Raw genomic sequence first — 15186 nt, forward strand, 5'->3', positions numbered from 1 at the left:
GCCGGCCGGTCACGGCGGCGAGCAGGCTCGCGTGTGGGAGCAGGAGAGGTGGCACGTCATGAACGTCCGTCAGGCACCGCCGGCGATCGTGGTCGGCATCGACGCCGACGGCACCGGCCAGGGTTCGGGAGCGCTGCGGTACGCCATCGGCCAGGCCCGCGCGCGGGGCAGCTGGGTGCGGATGGTGCACGTGGCGCCCTCGGTCCTGCCGGAGGGCGGCATGTGGCCGACGCAGGCCCGCGAGACCACGTACCTGCGGCGGGCCGGTCAGCAGGTGCTGGACCGGGCCGTGTCGAACGCGCGCACGTCGGCGCCCGACGTGCAGGTCGCTCCGCTGCTCGGCCACGGCCCCGTGGTGCCGGAGCTGGTCGCGGCAGCGGCGGACGGCGCCCTCGTCGTGCTGGGACGCGAGTCCCGCCGCGGGCTCGAACGCCTGATCACCGGTGCGACGACCCTCGGCGTCACCGAGCGGTCGAGCGTCCCCGTCGTGGTCGTCCCGGCCGACTGGGAGCCGAGCGACCACGGCCGCGTCGTCGTCGGCGTGAAGTCTCCGGGCGGTGCCGGGGAACTGCTGTCGCACGCGTTCGCGACGGCGGCCGTGCTCGGGTCCGGGCTGCGCGTGGTGCACGTCGAGGAGGCCCCGGTGGCCGACGGCGAGCCGGGCCACGGCACCGACGAGCAGGCCACCGCACGGATGCTGGAGACTGCCGTGCGAGAGTGGTCCGCCGCGTTCCCCGAGGTCGAGGTGGAGACCTTCGTGCTGCACGACGAGCCGGCCGCCGCCCTGCTCGGGGCGGCGACCGACGGCGACATCCTCGTGCTCGCCCGGCACCACCGCGACCTGCGACACCTCGTCCGGCTCGGGCCGGTGCCGCGCGCGGTGCTGAGCTCGTCGACCACCCCCGTGGAGATCGTCCCGCTCAGCGGCAGCCCGGAGACGGCACCGCTGGTGCTCGAACGTTCGGGGGCGTTCCTGAAGACCTGACGGACCGCCCCGGTCAGAGCTCCACGGCGGGCTCGGCGTCGCGCATGTCGAGGCGGTCCAGGAGCCGGTTGTAGGAGGCGAACGTCCGCTCCACCTGCGCGGGGTCCAGGTAGCGGGACAGGTCGTACCGGTGGGACGGGGTGCCTCGCGGCTTGGCGACCACGTCGGCCAGGCGTTCCTGGTCCTCGGCCGTCCACGTGGCCCCGATCGCCGCGTACAGCCGCGGCACCTCGGTGAACGGGTCGGCGCTGAGCTTGTGGTAGGGCACGTCCACGATCGAGGCGGGCGGCAGATTCCTGCGCAGCTCCAGGCCGCGCTCGACCTGGGCGGCCAGGTGCTCCAGCGCGAACCGGCCGATCACCTGCCGGTCGGTGTCGTGCTGGTACATGCCCCAGAAGGTCTCCACGAGGCTGCAGAACGACCCGATGACCGTGACCGGGTCCCGGTGCGTCCACACGAACGTGGCGTCCGGGAAGACCTTCTTGATCGTGTCCATGTCGCCCAGGTGCGCCGGGTACTTCAGGAACCACCGCCGCGGGGTCCGCCCGTGCTGCAGCACCTGGAGGCACCGCTTCAGGTACTCGTAGTCGCCCGTCAGGTCCCGCTGGGCCAGCCACGTGGTGTAGGCCGGCATCAGGCCGTGCAGGATCGGCCAGTGGCTGCCGTGCGGCAGCAGGAACATCGACTCCTCCGGCCGGTCCACGCCGATCGGGTGGATGTGCGGGATGTCGGGCGCGAACCGCTCCATCATGGCGGCGCCCCGGGAGAGCTGCCGCACCAGCTTGCGCTCTGCGCGCGGGTCGGCCAGGCCGGTGTCCTGCATCTCCCACAGCAGCGGGGCGCGGTGCTGCGGCGAGGCGGACAGCACCCGGTGGGCCAGCGTGGTCGCGGTACGCGGCAGCCCGCAGACCACCACGGGGGCCGTGATCGGCTCGTCGAGGATCTCCGGGTGCTCGGCCAGCACCCGCTCGACCCGGAGCCGGTTGGCGTACCGGGCCTTGACGTCGGCCATGATCAGCGACCAGCCCAGCGGGGAGAGCCGCGGGATCTCGGCCACGCCGCGCACGACCGCGCCCAGGTCGTCGGCGAACCGGCGGTCGGCGGTGCCGGCCTCCTTCTCGACCTGCGCCACCGCGTCGGCCCAGGCCCGGTCGGGGTCCTGGTACCCCTTCACGACCGGGGCGAGCACGGTGTTCAGCACGCGTGTCGTGCGACTCACAAGTTCCTCCAGTGGTGTTCTCGGTGTCGTACTGCGCCGGCCGCGGCCGCGGGGGCGTCAGCCACCGGGACCCGTGCGCCGGAAGGTCACCGGCAGCGCGGCCGGACGGCGGAAGCGGAAGTCAGGGGCCCAGCGGATCTCGTCGACGCCGGTCGCCAGCACGGGCTCGACCTGGCGCAGCAGCGTCTCGACGGCGGTCCGCACGATCAGCCGTGCCTGCCGCGGCGCGGGGCACCGGTGCGCGCCCGCACCCCAGGCCAGGTGGGCGCGGTTGCCCAGCCCGTCCCACGCGTCGCCCCGGATCCTCGGGTCCGACGCCGCGGCGCCCACCGCCAGGAGGACGGCGTCACCCCGCTCGACGTAGGTGACGTCGTCGAACAGGTGCCCCTCCTTGACGGCGAACCGCGGTGCCAGCACCGTGACGGGGGACGCGTGCCACAGCACCTCGTCCAGCGCCTCGTCCGTGCCGAGCCGACCGCCGGACAGGCGGCGCAGGAACCCCTCGTCGGCGAGGGCGAGCAGCAGGGCCTGACCCAGCCACGCCTGCAGGCCCAGGCTCGCGCCGGTCATCACCGACAGCATGCCGGCCACCGCCTCGTCGGTGCCCTCGTACGCGGGATGGCGGGCGAGCAGGCCGGCCGGCGTCACGCCGCCGCCGGCGTCGCGGCTCATCACCTGCCCGCCCAGCAGGAAGCTCAGCTCGTCGAGGGTGGCGGCGTCCTGCACCCCCGCGGCGAGGGCATCGGCGATCTCGAACACCTGCCGGCCCGTCCGGGGATCGAGCCCGAGGACCGCGCCGAACGCGAGATGGGCCACGGGGGCCACGTAGTCGCGCATCAGGTCGGCCTGCTCGCGGCCGTCCAGCCGGCCGGCCACCTCCTGGCACACCTCGCGCGTGACCCCGCCGACGTCGGTCGCGTCGAAGGCCGCCAGCGCCTCGTCGAGCGGTTCCCGCAGCCGGCCGTGCGCCGGACCGGAGGCCGTGTCCACCCGGCGGCCCGGCCCGGTGGTGAACCACGGCCGCACGGGGGCGGGCAGCGGCACGCGGGGCGTGCCGTTCCAGGCATCCGGCTCGGTCGTGACCATGCCGGACTCCCGGGCCAGCATGACGATGGTCTGGTAGCCGCTCACCAACCAGGCCCGGGTGCCCGCCCCGAGGCCGACGGGCGCTGCCTCGCCCCACTCCTGGCGCAGGCCGGACCAGGCGGCGTCGATGTCATGCGCCGACAGCACGTCGGTGAGGGCCGGGACGTCCACGGGATCGTGCAGCCGCATCGGCGACCGGCCGGGACGTGACCCGGCCAGCACCGAGCCGGGATCGCTCGTTGCCACAGTCGGATTCATCGTCTTCTCTTCCAGCAGGGGCGAGGGCGAGACTCGGGATGCCACGACGATAGCGACAAATGCCGCGTATGCGTGCTTTTTCACCACCCCTTCTTCGCACTTCGCACCCTGCCGGGACGCCGAACCAGCCTGGGACACGAGCTCGGCAAGGGCAGGGGCCATTCCCGGCCGGTTCACCCGCGCGGCGGCGCCATCTCCTGGAGGCCGAGCGCGGACAGGAGCTCGAGCTTGCTCCTGGCCTCCGCATCACGAGGCGTGTCCACCACGAGGCGCAGGTCCGTGCCCTGCGTGGTCAGCACGTTGGACTCGACCGCGATGTCGCCCACGTCCGGGTGCACCACGATCTTGCGAGCCCCCTGGTGGTCGCCCACCGACCGGAGCTCCCACAGCGCGCGGAACCGCTCACCCCGGTTCAGCCGCACCACCAGTGCCCGGACGTCGGGGTCCTTCGGGTACCGGCTCGTGGTGGCGCGGAGGTCGGCCACCAGCGACCTCTCGAACGCGTCGCGCTCGGCAGCGGTGAACCGCAGCCGGTTCTCGTGGTCCTCGAACTGGAAGAGCAGGGCGTTGCGCTCGTCGTCGGCGAGCCGGGAGGGATCCCCGAACGTCGCCGCGAACAGGGCGTTCCAGTGCAGGAGCTGCCAGCTCGCGTCGCACACCGCCACGGGGCTGGCGGCCAGCTGCTCCACGATCCGGTGCACGCTGCCGGGCACGAGCCGCGGCACCCGGTCCGGGTCGGCGGCGTGGCCCGCGAGGCGCAGCAGGTGGGCCTGCTCCTCGTCCGTGAGCTGGAGCGCACGGGCCAGCGCGGCGCACACCTGGGCCGACGGCGTCGTCGCCCGGCCCTGCTCCAGCCGCACCACGTACTCGGCCGAGATCCCGGCGAGCTGCGCGAGCTCGCCGCGGCGCAACCCGGCCACCCGCCGCGGGGAGTGGTGCGGCAGGCCCACCGCGCCGGGCGTGAGGCGGTCCCGCCAGGTCCGCAGGGCGACACCGAGCTCTTCCATGCCACCATCTTCCGGCACCGGGTCCGACGGGTCGTGGTACCGGTTGTACCAGGAAGAGCCGTGGCTCCCTGAGCCGCGCCCGCCCGCCGAGGATCGGTCCCATGGACATCTTCCTCACCGGCGGCAGCGGATTCGTCGGGCAGCACATGATCACCCGCCTCGTCGCCGACGGGCACACCGTGCGGGCACTGGCCCGCAGCCCCGAGTCGGCGCGGCGCGTGGAGCAGGCCGGGGCCACCGCCGTGCTCGGCGACCTGGCCGACCTGCACGGGCCGGACCCTGCCGGGCGTCCGGCGAGCACACGGCCGGCGCCCGCCTGGCTGAGCGCCCTGGACGGGTGCGACGTCGTGGTCCACGCGGCGGCCCGCATGGCGTTCTGGGGGCCGGACGCCGGGTTCGAGCAGGACAACCACCGGCCCACGGTCGCCCTGTACACCGCGGCGGCCGCCGCCGGCGTGGGGCGGTTCGTGCTCGTCAGCGCCGCCGCCGTCTCGACCGACCGGCGCCGCGGGCCCGCCGTCGTCTCCGAGACGACGCCGACGGGGCGGCCCCTCATCGCCTACGGCCGGGTCAAGCTCGCCACCGAGCGCGCCCTGGCCGGCCTCCCCACCCCGGGCACGACCCTGGTCGTCCTGCGCCCGCCGCTCATCTGGGGCCCGGGCATGACCACCCTGACCGAGGCCGCACGGGCGGCCGCCGCCGGGCAGTTCGCCTGGATCGACGGCGGGAGGCACGTCATCGACTTCGTCCACGTGACCAACCTCGCGGCGGCCACCTCGGCCGCGCTGACCCGGGGCAGGGACCGCGGCGTCTACTACGTGACCGACGGTTCGCCGATGCCGATCCGGGACCTGTTCACGCCCCTGTTCGGGGCGGCGGGCGCCGACGTCAGCCGTGCCCGCAGCGTGCCCTCCGCCGTCGCCGTACCGGTCGCCGCGCTCCTGGACGGGGTGTGGCGGCTGCTGCGCCGCCCCACCCCGCCGCCGCTCGACCGGTGGCTGGTCGCGGTCATGGGCCGCGACCGCAGCTACGACATCTCCCGGGCCCGGGCGGAGCTGGGCTACCGGCCGGGCGTCACGGTCGCCGCGGGGCTGGCCGAGCTGCGCGGGAGCGGGTCGACCGCCGGGGTCGTGTGACCGGCGCCCACCAGGTCGTACGCCGCCCTCCGGTGCTCAGAACCGGAGCACGATCCGGCCGCGCACACCGCCCTGTTCCATGCGCCGATGGGCCCCCGCCGCCTCCGCGGCGGGGACCTCGTCGGCGACCCGCAAGGTGATCCCGCCGCTCTCGGCCAGCTCGCGGAGGTGCCGCAGCTTCAGCGCGGAACCGGCGACGTCGTCGACCACGACGCCGGTGAGCCGGACCCCGCGCCGGTGCGCGGTGGCGGCCTGCACCGGGTCACCGAACCCGAAGACGGACACGAGGGCGCCACCGGGCCGTACGACCGCGGCTGCGTCGAGCGCGGGCATCGCCGCGAGCACGACGGCGTCCACCTCGCCGACGGCCGCCCGGACCGCCTCGACCACGTCCGGCCCACGGGGCACGACCACATGCACCCCGAGGCTCTCGACCAGCTCGCGGTCGATGGCTGCGGCGTCCGCAACCACGCGGTGCCCCGCGGCCACCGCGAGCTGCACGACGTACCCACCGACCGCACCCGCGGCGCCGATCACCGCCACGGTGCCCGGGTCCCGCAGGCCCGCCGCCTCCAGAGCCCCGTAGGCGGTCAGTCCGTTCATCGGCAGGGTGGCCGCCTGCGCGATCGAGGCGCCGTGCGGTGTGTGCACCACGCGATCCATGTGCGCGACGGTGAGCTCGCCGTAGGCCCCGCCGCGAGGGTCGATCGGCCACACGTGCGCCGTCACCGCCTCGCCCACGCGGAAGCGGCCCGCCGCCCGGGCCCCGACGGCGTCCACGACGCCAGCCGCTTCCATCCCCGGCACCCAGGGGGCCGCATGGCGCAGCTGGTGCACGGCACCGCGCCGCATCAGGAGGTCGCCGTTGTTGACGGTGGCCGCCCCGACGCGGACACGCACCTCGTGGTCGCCCACGTCGGGTTCGGGGTGGTCGATCTCGTGCAGGACGTCGGGTCCGCCGAACGTCGTCATACCGATGGCTCTCATGCCGGAGTTCCTCGTTCAGGTCTGGGCGCACGGGATCCCACCACGACCAGGGCAGGGCGTGGTGCGGTCCGTCGCGCGTGCTGGTGCTGGTACCCGGGCGCGTGCAGCGCGGGTGCTAGGAGTCGGAGCCGTGCAGGTGCGGTACCTCGCCGATCAGCGGCGTGTACCCGGGCGCACGCATCCCGTCGAGCAGGAGGGTGATGATGCGGCGCCAGCCGTCGGGCCCCGCGTCGACGCCGAGGCAGTGGTCGGTGTCCAGGCCGGCTCGCGATCCGATCATGACGTCCTGCCAGGTCACGTCCGCGCGAAGGGCTCCGGCGGCGTGGGCCCGTTCGGTGAGCCGGATGACGGCGTCCTGCAGCGCCGTGGTCCGCTGCGCGATCTCCGGCGTGGGCACCGTGTCGCACGCGGCCGTCACCTCCGCCACGCCCCGGCTGTCCCGGTGCGCGCCGGCCAGGTCCATCACGAACCGACTCAGGCCCTGCCACGGGTCCTCGATCGCGAGGCACTCCTGCGCACTGTCGAGCATCTCGTCGTAGAGGCCGACCACCACCGCGTCCAGGAGTGACTCCTTGGTGCCGAACCGGCGGTAGAGCGTGCCCACCCCGACTCCGGCGGCCGTGGCGATGTCCAGTGCCGAGACGTCGAGGCCCCGGGAGGCGATGGCCTCCCGGGCCGCGACGATCAGCTGGCGCCGGTTGCGCCGCGCGTCGGCGCGGACATCCGTGGTGACGTCCAGGTCAGGCATCCGGGTCCCAGTTCTCCAGTGCGTCCATCCGCAGGCGCGTCAGCAGCACCGAGTCGATCAGCCACCGGCCGTCGACCCTGCGGTAGGTCTCACGGTACTGCCCGTACCCGTTGTGCCCCTCGGGGGCCTCGGGCCCGACGGGGAACGTCAGCAGGTCCTCCATCGCCCAGATGCCCGACGCCGAGTCCTCGCCCAGGATCTCGATCTCCGGCATGTGCCCGTGGTGCACCGACGGCGCGTCGCCCGTCAGGTCCCGGATGGTGTCCGCGAACTCGCGTGGCGAGCCCCAGGTGATGCCGTCGGTCACCAGCGTGGCGTCCGGCGTGAACAGCGCCGCCAGCTCGTCGTGCTGCTTCTCGTCCACGAAGCGGAAGTAGCGGGCCTTCAGCTTCTTGATCTCCTCGACCGCCTCCAGCGCGTCCAGACGCCGGGTCAGCTCAGCCAGGTCACTCATGTCGATCTCCTCGCGTGCGGGGCGCCGCGTCGGCACCCTCGATACGGACGACTCTCGTCCGGTTGACGTTCCTGCCAACCGGACGGCGATCGTCCGCATTCCCTGGAGCGCGTGTGAGCCAGCGCACACGCCCGGAACGCGGCATGAGCCCCGACCGTTAGACCATTGCCCGAGATGTCTTGTATGCCACACGCGAGCCCGCTACTGTATCGGTACACCTATCGCTGCCAGGGCCCGTTCCGCGACAAGGATGTTAGCGCTCACAAAACCCCGGCAGACGGCTCCCATGAGTCGCGGCACCCACCACGCCGCCGGTAGGACACCACCCATGCCCGGGCGTGGTGCTGCGCCGCGCCCCGGCAGGAACAGGAGCGAAGGATGAGGAAGTCCATCGCACGTCTCGCACTGGGCCTGGCCGCCACGCTGGTGCTCGCGTCGGCGGCAGCGCTGCCCGCCACCGAGGCCCCGCCCGCCGCCGCGGCGGGCACCAACCTGCTCACCAACGGCGACCTGGAGAACGGCACCACCGGCTGGTCGGTCTTCGGCGCCGGCTCGCTGGCCTCCAGCACGAGCCCCGTCCACGGCGGCAGCCGCGCCCTGGCGCACACGGGGCGGACGGCGGCGTGGAACGGCCCCGCCCAGACCGTCACCTCGGCGCTGACCAACAACGCCACCTACACCGCGAGCGTCTGGGTGCGCGCCCACAGCGGCACGCCGACCGGCCGGGTCACGCTGGCGGTCACCGCCGGCGGCACCACGAGCTACGTCAACCTCGCCCAGGGGGCGCTGAGCTCGACCGGCTGGACGCAGCTCACCGGCAGCGCGGCGGTCTCGTGGTCCGGGACGCTGTCGTCCGCCACGTTCTACGTGGAGACCGCCGCGGGCACCGATGGCCTGTCCGTCGACGACGCCTCGCTCGTGAACAGCTCGACGTCGGCCTGCGAGCTGCCGTCCAGCTACCGCTGGGCGTCCACCGGACCGCTGGCCACCCCGAAGGCCGGCTGGGTCTCGCTGAAGGACTTCACCACGGCGCCGTACAACGGCCGGCACCTCGTCTACGCGACCACCCACGACACGGGCACGTCCTGGGGATCGATGAACTTCAGCCTCTTCTCGAGCTGGTCGGACATGGCCGGCGCGACGCAGAACACGATGTCCTCCGGGACGGTCGCACCGACGCTCTTCTACTTCGCGCCGCGCAACGTCTGGGTGCTGGCCTACCAGTGGGGACCGGCCCCGTTCATGTACCGCACCTCCAGCGATCCCACGAACCCCAACGGCTGGTCCGCCGCAAGCCCGCTGTTCACCGGGTCGATCTCCGGCTCGGGCACCGGACCCATCGACCAGGCGCTCATCGGCGACGGCACGAACATGTACCTCTTCTTCGCCGGTGACAACGGGAAGATCTACCGGGCGAGCATGCCGATCGGGAACTTCCCGGGCAGCTTCGGCAGCTCCTACCAGACGATCATGAGCGACACCACGGACAACCTGTTCGAGGCCGTCCAGGTCTACAAGCTCCAGGGCCAGACCAAGTACCTCATGATCGTCGAGGCCATCGGCGCCAACGGGCGCTACTTCCGCTCGTTCACGGCCACCAGCCTCTCCGGGTCCTGGACGCCGCAGGCCGCGACCGAGGGCAACCCGTTCGCGGGCAAGGCCAACAGCGGCGCCACCTGGACCAACGACATCAGCCACGGTGAGCTCATCCGCACCAGCGCCGACCAGACCATGACCGTCGACGCCTGCAACCTGCAGCTCCTGTACCAGGGCCGCTCCCCCAGCTCGGACGGCGTCGACTACGGCCTCCTGCCGTACCGGCCGGGCCTGCTCACGCTCCAGCGCTAGCCCCCCGTGCGTGCCGGACGCCGGGGCCACCCCGGCGTCCGGCACGCTCGTACCGTGACCTCAGGCCGGCGCCGGGCCGAGGGCCCGCAGCAGACGGCCCATCTCGCCGTAAGCCTTGTTGCGGTAGGCGACCAGGGCCTTGACCTGCTCCGGCGTGTAGTCGCGCAGCAGGCCCTTGCCGTTCTTGACGCCCTTGCGGTCCCCGGCGACCGCCTCCTGGATGAGGGCCGGCGTGGACAGCCGCTCGCCGAAGTTCTCCTCGAACGTGCGGAACCCGCCCGCGTAGACGTCGAGCCCGGCCTGGTCGGCGATGGCGAACGGACCGAAGAAGCCGAGCCGGAAGCCGAAGGTCGTCCGCACCACGGTGTCGATGTCCTCCGGGGACGCGATGCCCTCCTCCGCGATCGACATGGCCTCCTTGAGCAGCACGTACTGGAGGCGGTTCAGCACGAACCCCGGTACGTCGGCCACGAGCGCCCCCTGGCGGTCGGCCTTGGCCAGCAGCTCGCGCACCACCGGGACCACGCCCGGGTCCGTGTGCTCGCTGAGGACCAGCTCGACCCCGGGGATGAAGGGCGCGGGGTTGGAGAAGTGGACCGTGAGGAACCGTTCGGGGCTCGTCACCGCCGTGACCAGAACCCGCGCGGGGATGGTCGAGGTGTTGCTGCCGATGATCGTGTCCGGGCGTGCGGCGGCCGAGATGCGGCCCAGCACGTCGTGCTTGACCTCGACCGACTCGAACACCGCCTCCTCGACGAAGTCGACGTCCGCCACGGCCTCCTCGATGGAGGCGGCGGCGGTCAGATTGGCGCGGATCGTGCCGGTGGCACCGGTGTCGTACAGGCCGGCGTCCTCGAACTCGCGAGCCTCCTCGAGCAGCCGCGCGTACGCGGCCTGCGTCGCCTCGGCCGAGACGTCGGCGATGGTGACGGGGAGCCCGGCGAGCGCGAACGACTGCGCGATGCCCCCGCCCATGTACCCGGCGCCGACGACGGCGACCGAACTGATGCTCGTGACCATGATGTTTCTTCCTCTCGGACCGACTGAAACGTTTGCGGACAGGCTCAGGCGCAGGACACCGGGTCGTCCTGACCGGCGCCGTCCTCGATCTCGCCGATGGCGGCGACCTTGGGCGCCGAGGGCGACCCCGGGTCGAACCGGTAGCCGAGCCACTCGCGGGCGAGCCGGCGGGCCAGCTCGATGCCCACGACGCGCTGACCGAAGCAGAGCACCTGGGCGTCGTTGGACAGCACCGAGCGCTCCACGGAGAACGAGTCGTGCGCGGTGACGGCCCGCACGCCGGGCACCTTGTTGGCCGAGATGGCCACACCGAGCCCGGTGCCGCACACGAGCAGCGCCCGGTCGGCCTCGCCGGCGGCGACGAGCCGTCCGGCCGCCGCCCCGATCCGGGGGTAGACGGTGTGCTCGTCGTCGCCCACGCCGACGTCGACCACGGACGCCACACGCGGGTCCGCCTCCAGGTCCCGCTTGAGGATCTCCTTGTACTCGTACCCGGCGTCGTCCGAGCCGATCACGAGCCGCAGCTGCTCCACCATCACTCCACCTCCGTCGTCGTCGGCGCGGGGATGCCGGCCTCGGCACCCGCCTCGCCCAGCAGGAGGGCGAGCGAGGTCGCCCCCGGGTCCGGGACGCCGAGGCTCTTGTCCCCCAGCACCCGTGCGCGGCCCCGGCGGGCCGCGATGTTCTCGGTGGCGCGCGCACCCTCCTGCGCCGCCTCGACGGTGGCCCGCCACGCGTCGGCCGACGGCGTGCCCGCGGCCGCCGCCGCGGCGAGCGCCTCGGCAGCGGGGTGCAGCGCGTCGACGAGCGTCTTGTCGCCCACCCGGGCGCCGCCCACCTCCTGGATCTGGTCCCGCGCGGCGGTGACGCCGGCCGCGAGATGGTCGAGGGTGACCCGGGCGTCCGCGGGGAGCGCGTCGGCCAGGGCGAGCAGGCCCACGCCCCACAGCGCGCCCGACGTGCCGCCGGCCTTGTCGGCCCAGGCGTCGGCGGCGCGGCGCAGCACGGACGGGGCGTCTCCCCCGGCCCGCACGGCGGCGTCGGCGGCGAGGACGGCGGCGTCGATGCCGCGGCACATGCCCCGGCCGTGGTCGCCGTCGGCCGCGACGGCGTCGAGGTCGCCGAGCATCTGCTCGGCGTCGTGCAGGGCGACCTGCGCGCGGTGGAACAGGCTCGCGACGGTACCGGCGGCCGCGATGCCCTCGGGCGTGGTGGCGGCCGCGAGCTCGGTCTCGGGCTCGCCGGGCAGATGGTCGGGCAGATGGTCGGGCAGCGACGCCGGCGCGGGGCGCCAGCTGCCGTGGTGGAAGCCGGGGGCATCGGCTGGCGCGAGCCAGAGGCGTTCGAGCTCGTCGTCCAGCCAGGTGACCGTGAGGGAGCAGCCGGCCATGTCGAGGCTGGTCACGTACTCGCCGACCAGCGGGGCGACGATGGTGACACCGCGCTCGACGAGCAGGTCGTGCACCGTGTCCCAGAGCACGAACAGCTCCTCGTACTTGACGGTGCCGAGCCCGTTGAGCAGCACGGCGGCGCGGCCGTCGGCGTCGGCGGGACGCTCGGCGAGCACGCGGTCGACGAGCTCGGCAGCCAGCTCGGCCGCGCTCGGCAGGGCCTCCTCGCCGACGCCGGGCTCGCCGTGGATGCCCAGCCCCCACCCGGCGGTGCCGGGCTCCAGGCCGAACAGCGGGTGGTCGTGGCCGGGCAGGGTGCAGCCGTCGAAGGCGACGCCGAAGGACTGCGTGCGGTCGTTGCCGTGGGAGGCGAGACGGTTGACCTCGGCGAGGTCGGCGCCCTCCTCCGCGGCGGCGCCGGCCAGCTTGAACACGACGAGGTCGCCCGCGACGCCGCGTCGTTCGCGGGCGCGGTCGGCCGGGGCGGAGGCGACGTCGTCGGTCACCAGGAGGATGGTGACGTCCGTGCCCTGGGCGCGCAGCCGGCTGGCCGCCGCGCCGAAGTTGAGCACGTCGCCCGCGTAGTTGCCGAACGTCACGAAGACGCCCGCGCCTGCGTCGGCGGCGCGGCACACGTCGAGCACCTGGCGCGTGGACGGCGAGGTGAAGATGTCGCCGCACACCGCGGCGTCGGCCAGGCCGTCGCCGACCAGCCCGGCGAACGCCGGGTAGTGGCCCGATCCTCCGCCGACGACGACGGCGACCTTGCCGGGGCGGGTGCCGTCCGCGCGGGCGATGCCGCCGGGCACCTGGCGGAGCCGGCCGGGGTGGGCCTTGACGAGGCCGCGCAGCGCCTCGGGGACGAAGTCTTCCGGTCTGTTGTGGACGTAGGTCATGTCTCCTGCACCTTTGCTCGGGGGACCTGGGGGTTCCGGGGGCTAGCGCCCGGCGCCGCGGAGCACCTCGCGGATGTACTCCCGGTTGATGGCGGCGACGCCGAGGCTGTCCGACCCGTAGTGCTCGCACACGAAGACGCCCTCGAACCCCAGCTCCAGGGCCCGGCGGATCACCGCGCGATAGTTGACGACGCCCTGCACGAGCGGGGTCGGGTGGGTGGCGTAGGCGCCCGTGGCCGGGTCCTCGTCACGCGTGTAGTTCTTGATGTGCCAGAAGTTGGTCAGGGGCAGCACCTTCTCGAACATCGTGGGGATGTCCTCGATGGGCCGGTGCAGGCGCACCAGGTTGCCCAGGTCGGGGTTGAGGCCCACGTTGTCCCGGTCCACGTCCTGCGCGAACCGCACGGCGAGGTCCGGGGTGCCGATGTAGGTGTCCTCGTACATCTCGAGGCTGACCTGCACGCCCACCTCGCGGGCGTGGTCGGCGAGCTCCCGGATGCGGGCCACGGCCAGGGCGTAGGCGTCCTTGTCGTCGAGGTCGTCGTGGTGCCCCTCGGCCAGCCAGAACCAGAGGGCCTTCTCCTGGGCGGGGGTCAGGGCCTGCATGAAGCCGAAGTTGACCACCTCGGCGCCGAGCGCGGGCGCGCGGTCGATGATCGTGTGGCCGAAGCGCAGGTAGTCCTCGCCCCGCTCGGCGTCGATCACGCTGCGCCGGGTCGTGGACACCGACGGCACGGTCAGGCCCGTCTCCTTCAGCACGGTGAGCAGCTCGGCGAACCGGGCGTCGCTCAGCTCACCGATCGACAGCCAGGCGTCGGTCGGGTCCACGTGCGCGAAGCCCAGGTCGGCCACCTGCTGGAGCTGGGACCGCCAGGAGTCGGCGGGCGCGTCGACGTTGGGGGTGCCGTCCGCCGTCGTCGACCCGAATGAGAGCATGTTGGCCGCGATGGGCCAGTCCTCGGCTGTACGCATGGGTGATCTCCGTCGATCCGCGATGCCGTCCGGCATCTGGGTGTCCCGCCGGGCAGCTCGCCCGCCGGGGGTGGTCATGGGTGCGCCGGGCGCAGGGCCCGCCGCTCAGCCCCGCGGGTCGCGGAGCAGCTGTGCCCGGGGCGCGGCGGTGGAGTCCCGGACGACGAACGTGGTGGCGATCTCGATGTGGTGCGAGTCCACGGGCTTGCCCTCGTGCAGCGCCTGCACGGTCAGCAGGGCTCGCCGGCCGATCTCCTCCAGCGGCTGCCGGACGGCGGTCAGCGGCGGGTTGGCCCACGACGCGAGCGGTGTGTCGTCGTAGGCCACGAGGCTGACGTCCTCCGGCACTCGCAGGCCGGTGCGCCGGGCCGCCTCCAGCACGCCCATCGCCTGCGCGTCGCTCCCGGCGAAGACCGCCGTGGGCGGGTCGGGGCGGCGGAACCACTGCTCCGCCACCTCCACCGCCTGGTCGTGGTCGAAGCGGATCGGCTGGACCAGGTCGGCCTCGACCGGCACGTCCCGCTGCCGGCAGTAGGTCAGGAAACCGTCCAGGCGCGCCACGGCGCTGAGCGACTCCGCCGGCCCGGCGACCACCGCGATGTGCCGGTGCCCCAGCCCGACCAGGTGCTCCGCCGCGCTGCGCCCGCCGAGCCAGTTGGTGGACCCCACCGAGACCACGCCCTCCTCGCTGAGGTCGAGAGGGTCGATCACCACCAGCGGCACCCGGGCGCGCGCGAGGCTCGCGTACACGTCCGGGCCGAGCCCGGAGGTCAGCACGATCGCGCCCACCCGGTCGGCGGCGGCCAGCCGTTTGGCCCAGGCTGCGCTGGACTCCGGCACGCCGCGCGCCGACCGGCGGCGCACCCGGCCGACGACGACCTCCAGGTCCAGCTCCTCGGCGGCCAGGACCACGCCCCGCAGGATCTGGGTCGCGTAGGTGGTGTTCAGGGCGTCGACCATGAGCTCCACGGTGTGCGCCGTGCTGACGCGGGTGGGCCCCTGGTAGCCGAGCTCCGCGATCGCCGCCTCGACCCGTTCGCGGGTGCTCTCGGCCACGTCGGGCCGCCCGTTCACCACCTTGGACGCCGTCGCGGTCGACACGCCCGCATGCGCGGCCACGGCGGCGAGGTTCGGGCGCAGGGCCCGGGTCGTCTTCGTCACGCCTGCCTCCTCGTCCCG

General features: G+C 73.7%; 14 protein-coding genes. 3 read left to right on the top strand and 11 right to left on the bottom strand.

The features are described from left to right. Nucleotides 1-58: 58 nt before the first annotated feature. The gene (locus tag ACIBBF_RS02625; RefSeq protein WP_397410184.1) at nucleotides 59-985 is read left to right on the top strand and encodes a universal stress protein; all 927 of its coding nucleotides are present in this window, start codon (nucleotides 59-61) and stop codon (nucleotides 983-985) included. Nucleotides 986-998: 13 nt separating this feature from the next. On the opposite strand, the gene ACIBBF_RS02630 is transcribed toward ACIBBF_RS02625, so the two are convergent. From ACIBBF_RS02630 to ACIBBF_RS02640, 3 genes are all read right to left on the bottom strand, one after another. Further along, complete coding sequence (locus ACIBBF_RS02630; protein WP_397410186.1) at nucleotides 999-2204, bottom strand: sulfotransferase family protein; 1206 nt, start codon at nucleotides 2202-2204, stop codon at nucleotides 999-1001. 57 nt (nucleotides 2205-2261) lie between these two features. Then, entirely contained in the window at nucleotides 2262-3548 is a 1287-nt protein-coding gene (locus ACIBBF_RS02635) for a hypothetical protein (protein WP_397410188.1), read from the bottom strand. A gap of 173 nt (nucleotides 3549-3721) precedes the next feature. Beyond that, nucleotides 3722-4555 carry a helix-turn-helix transcriptional regulator gene (locus tag ACIBBF_RS02640; RefSeq protein WP_397410190.1) on the bottom strand — a complete coding sequence of 278 codons (834 nt, stop codon included), beginning with the start codon at nucleotides 4553-4555 and terminating at the stop codon, nucleotides 3722-3724. A gap of 101 nt (nucleotides 4556-4656) precedes the next feature. Here ACIBBF_RS02640 and ACIBBF_RS02645 point away from each other — a divergent pair, with 101 nt between their 5' ends. Further along, on the top strand, nucleotides 4657-5691 hold the full coding sequence (locus ACIBBF_RS02645) for an NAD-dependent epimerase/dehydratase family protein (protein WP_397410192.1): 1035 nt from the start codon (nucleotides 4657-4659) through the stop codon (nucleotides 5689-5691). A gap of 36 nt (nucleotides 5692-5727) precedes the next feature. On the opposite strand, the gene ACIBBF_RS02650 is transcribed toward ACIBBF_RS02645, so the two are convergent. The 3 genes from ACIBBF_RS02650 to ACIBBF_RS02660 all read right to left on the bottom strand — a co-directional run bounded on the left by ACIBBF_RS02650 (nucleotide 5728) and on the right by ACIBBF_RS02660 (nucleotide 7880). Then, nucleotides 5728-6678 (bottom strand): NADP-dependent oxidoreductase, encoded by a 951-nt coding sequence (locus ACIBBF_RS02650; protein ID WP_397410194.1) that lies wholly within the window; start codon nucleotides 6676-6678, stop codon nucleotides 5728-5730. 115 nt (nucleotides 6679-6793) lie between these two features. After that, entirely contained in the window at nucleotides 6794-7426 is a 633-nt protein-coding gene (locus ACIBBF_RS02655; RefSeq protein WP_397410196.1) for a TetR/AcrR family transcriptional regulator, read from the bottom strand. Continuing rightward, a complete protein-coding gene (locus ACIBBF_RS02660; RefSeq protein ID WP_397410198.1) occupies nucleotides 7419-7880 on the bottom strand; it encodes a nuclear transport factor 2 family protein in 462 nt (153 codons plus the stop codon). The genes ACIBBF_RS02655 and ACIBBF_RS02660 overlap by 8 nt, the downstream gene beginning before the upstream one ends. Nucleotides 7881-8258: 378 nt before the next feature. On the opposite strand from ACIBBF_RS02660, the gene ACIBBF_RS02665 reads away from it, so the two are divergent. Continuing rightward, complete coding sequence (locus ACIBBF_RS02665; protein ID WP_397410200.1) at nucleotides 8259-9728, top strand: non-reducing end alpha-L-arabinofuranosidase family hydrolase; 1470 nt, start codon at nucleotides 8259-8261, stop codon at nucleotides 9726-9728. A 60-nt stretch (nucleotides 9729-9788) separates the two neighbouring features. Here the strand turns inward: ACIBBF_RS02665 and ACIBBF_RS02670 are convergent, their stop codons facing one another. The 5 genes from ACIBBF_RS02670 to ACIBBF_RS02690 all read right to left on the bottom strand — a co-directional run bounded on the left by ACIBBF_RS02670 (nucleotide 9789) and on the right by ACIBBF_RS02690 (nucleotide 15168). Then, nucleotides 9789-10748 carry a 3-hydroxyacyl-CoA dehydrogenase family protein gene (locus ACIBBF_RS02670; protein WP_397410202.1) on the bottom strand — a complete coding sequence of 320 codons (960 nt, stop codon included), beginning with the start codon at nucleotides 10746-10748 and terminating at the stop codon, nucleotides 9789-9791. A 44-nt stretch (nucleotides 10749-10792) separates the two neighbouring features. After that, nucleotides 10793-11284 (bottom strand): ribose-5-phosphate isomerase, encoded by a 492-nt coding sequence (locus ACIBBF_RS02675; protein WP_397410204.1) that lies wholly within the window; start codon nucleotides 11282-11284, stop codon nucleotides 10793-10795. Continuing rightward, nucleotides 11284-13035: a dihydroxyacetone kinase family protein gene (locus tag ACIBBF_RS02680; RefSeq protein WP_397410206.1), complete on the bottom strand. Its 1752-nt coding sequence runs from the start codon at nucleotides 13033-13035 to the stop codon at nucleotides 11284-11286. Before ACIBBF_RS02680 ends, ACIBBF_RS02675 begins: the two co-directional genes overlap by 1 nt. A gap of 42 nt (nucleotides 13036-13077) precedes the next feature. Beyond that, nucleotides 13078-14007, bottom strand: a complete 930-nt coding sequence (locus ACIBBF_RS02685; protein WP_397410208.1) for a sugar phosphate isomerase/epimerase family protein — start codon at nucleotides 14005-14007, stop codon at nucleotides 13078-13080. A 105-nt stretch (nucleotides 14008-14112) separates the two neighbouring features. Continuing rightward, nucleotides 14113-15168: a LacI family DNA-binding transcriptional regulator gene (locus ACIBBF_RS02690; protein WP_397410210.1), complete on the bottom strand. Its 1056-nt coding sequence runs from the start codon at nucleotides 15166-15168 to the stop codon at nucleotides 14113-14115. Between the last annotated feature and the right edge of the window lie 18 nt (nucleotides 15169-15186).

Origin of the sequence: Promicromonospora sp. NPDC050880 (assembly GCF_044456525.1) — a bacterium.
Classification (GTDB): Bacteria; Actinomycetota; Actinomycetes; order Actinomycetales; family Cellulomonadaceae; genus Promicromonospora.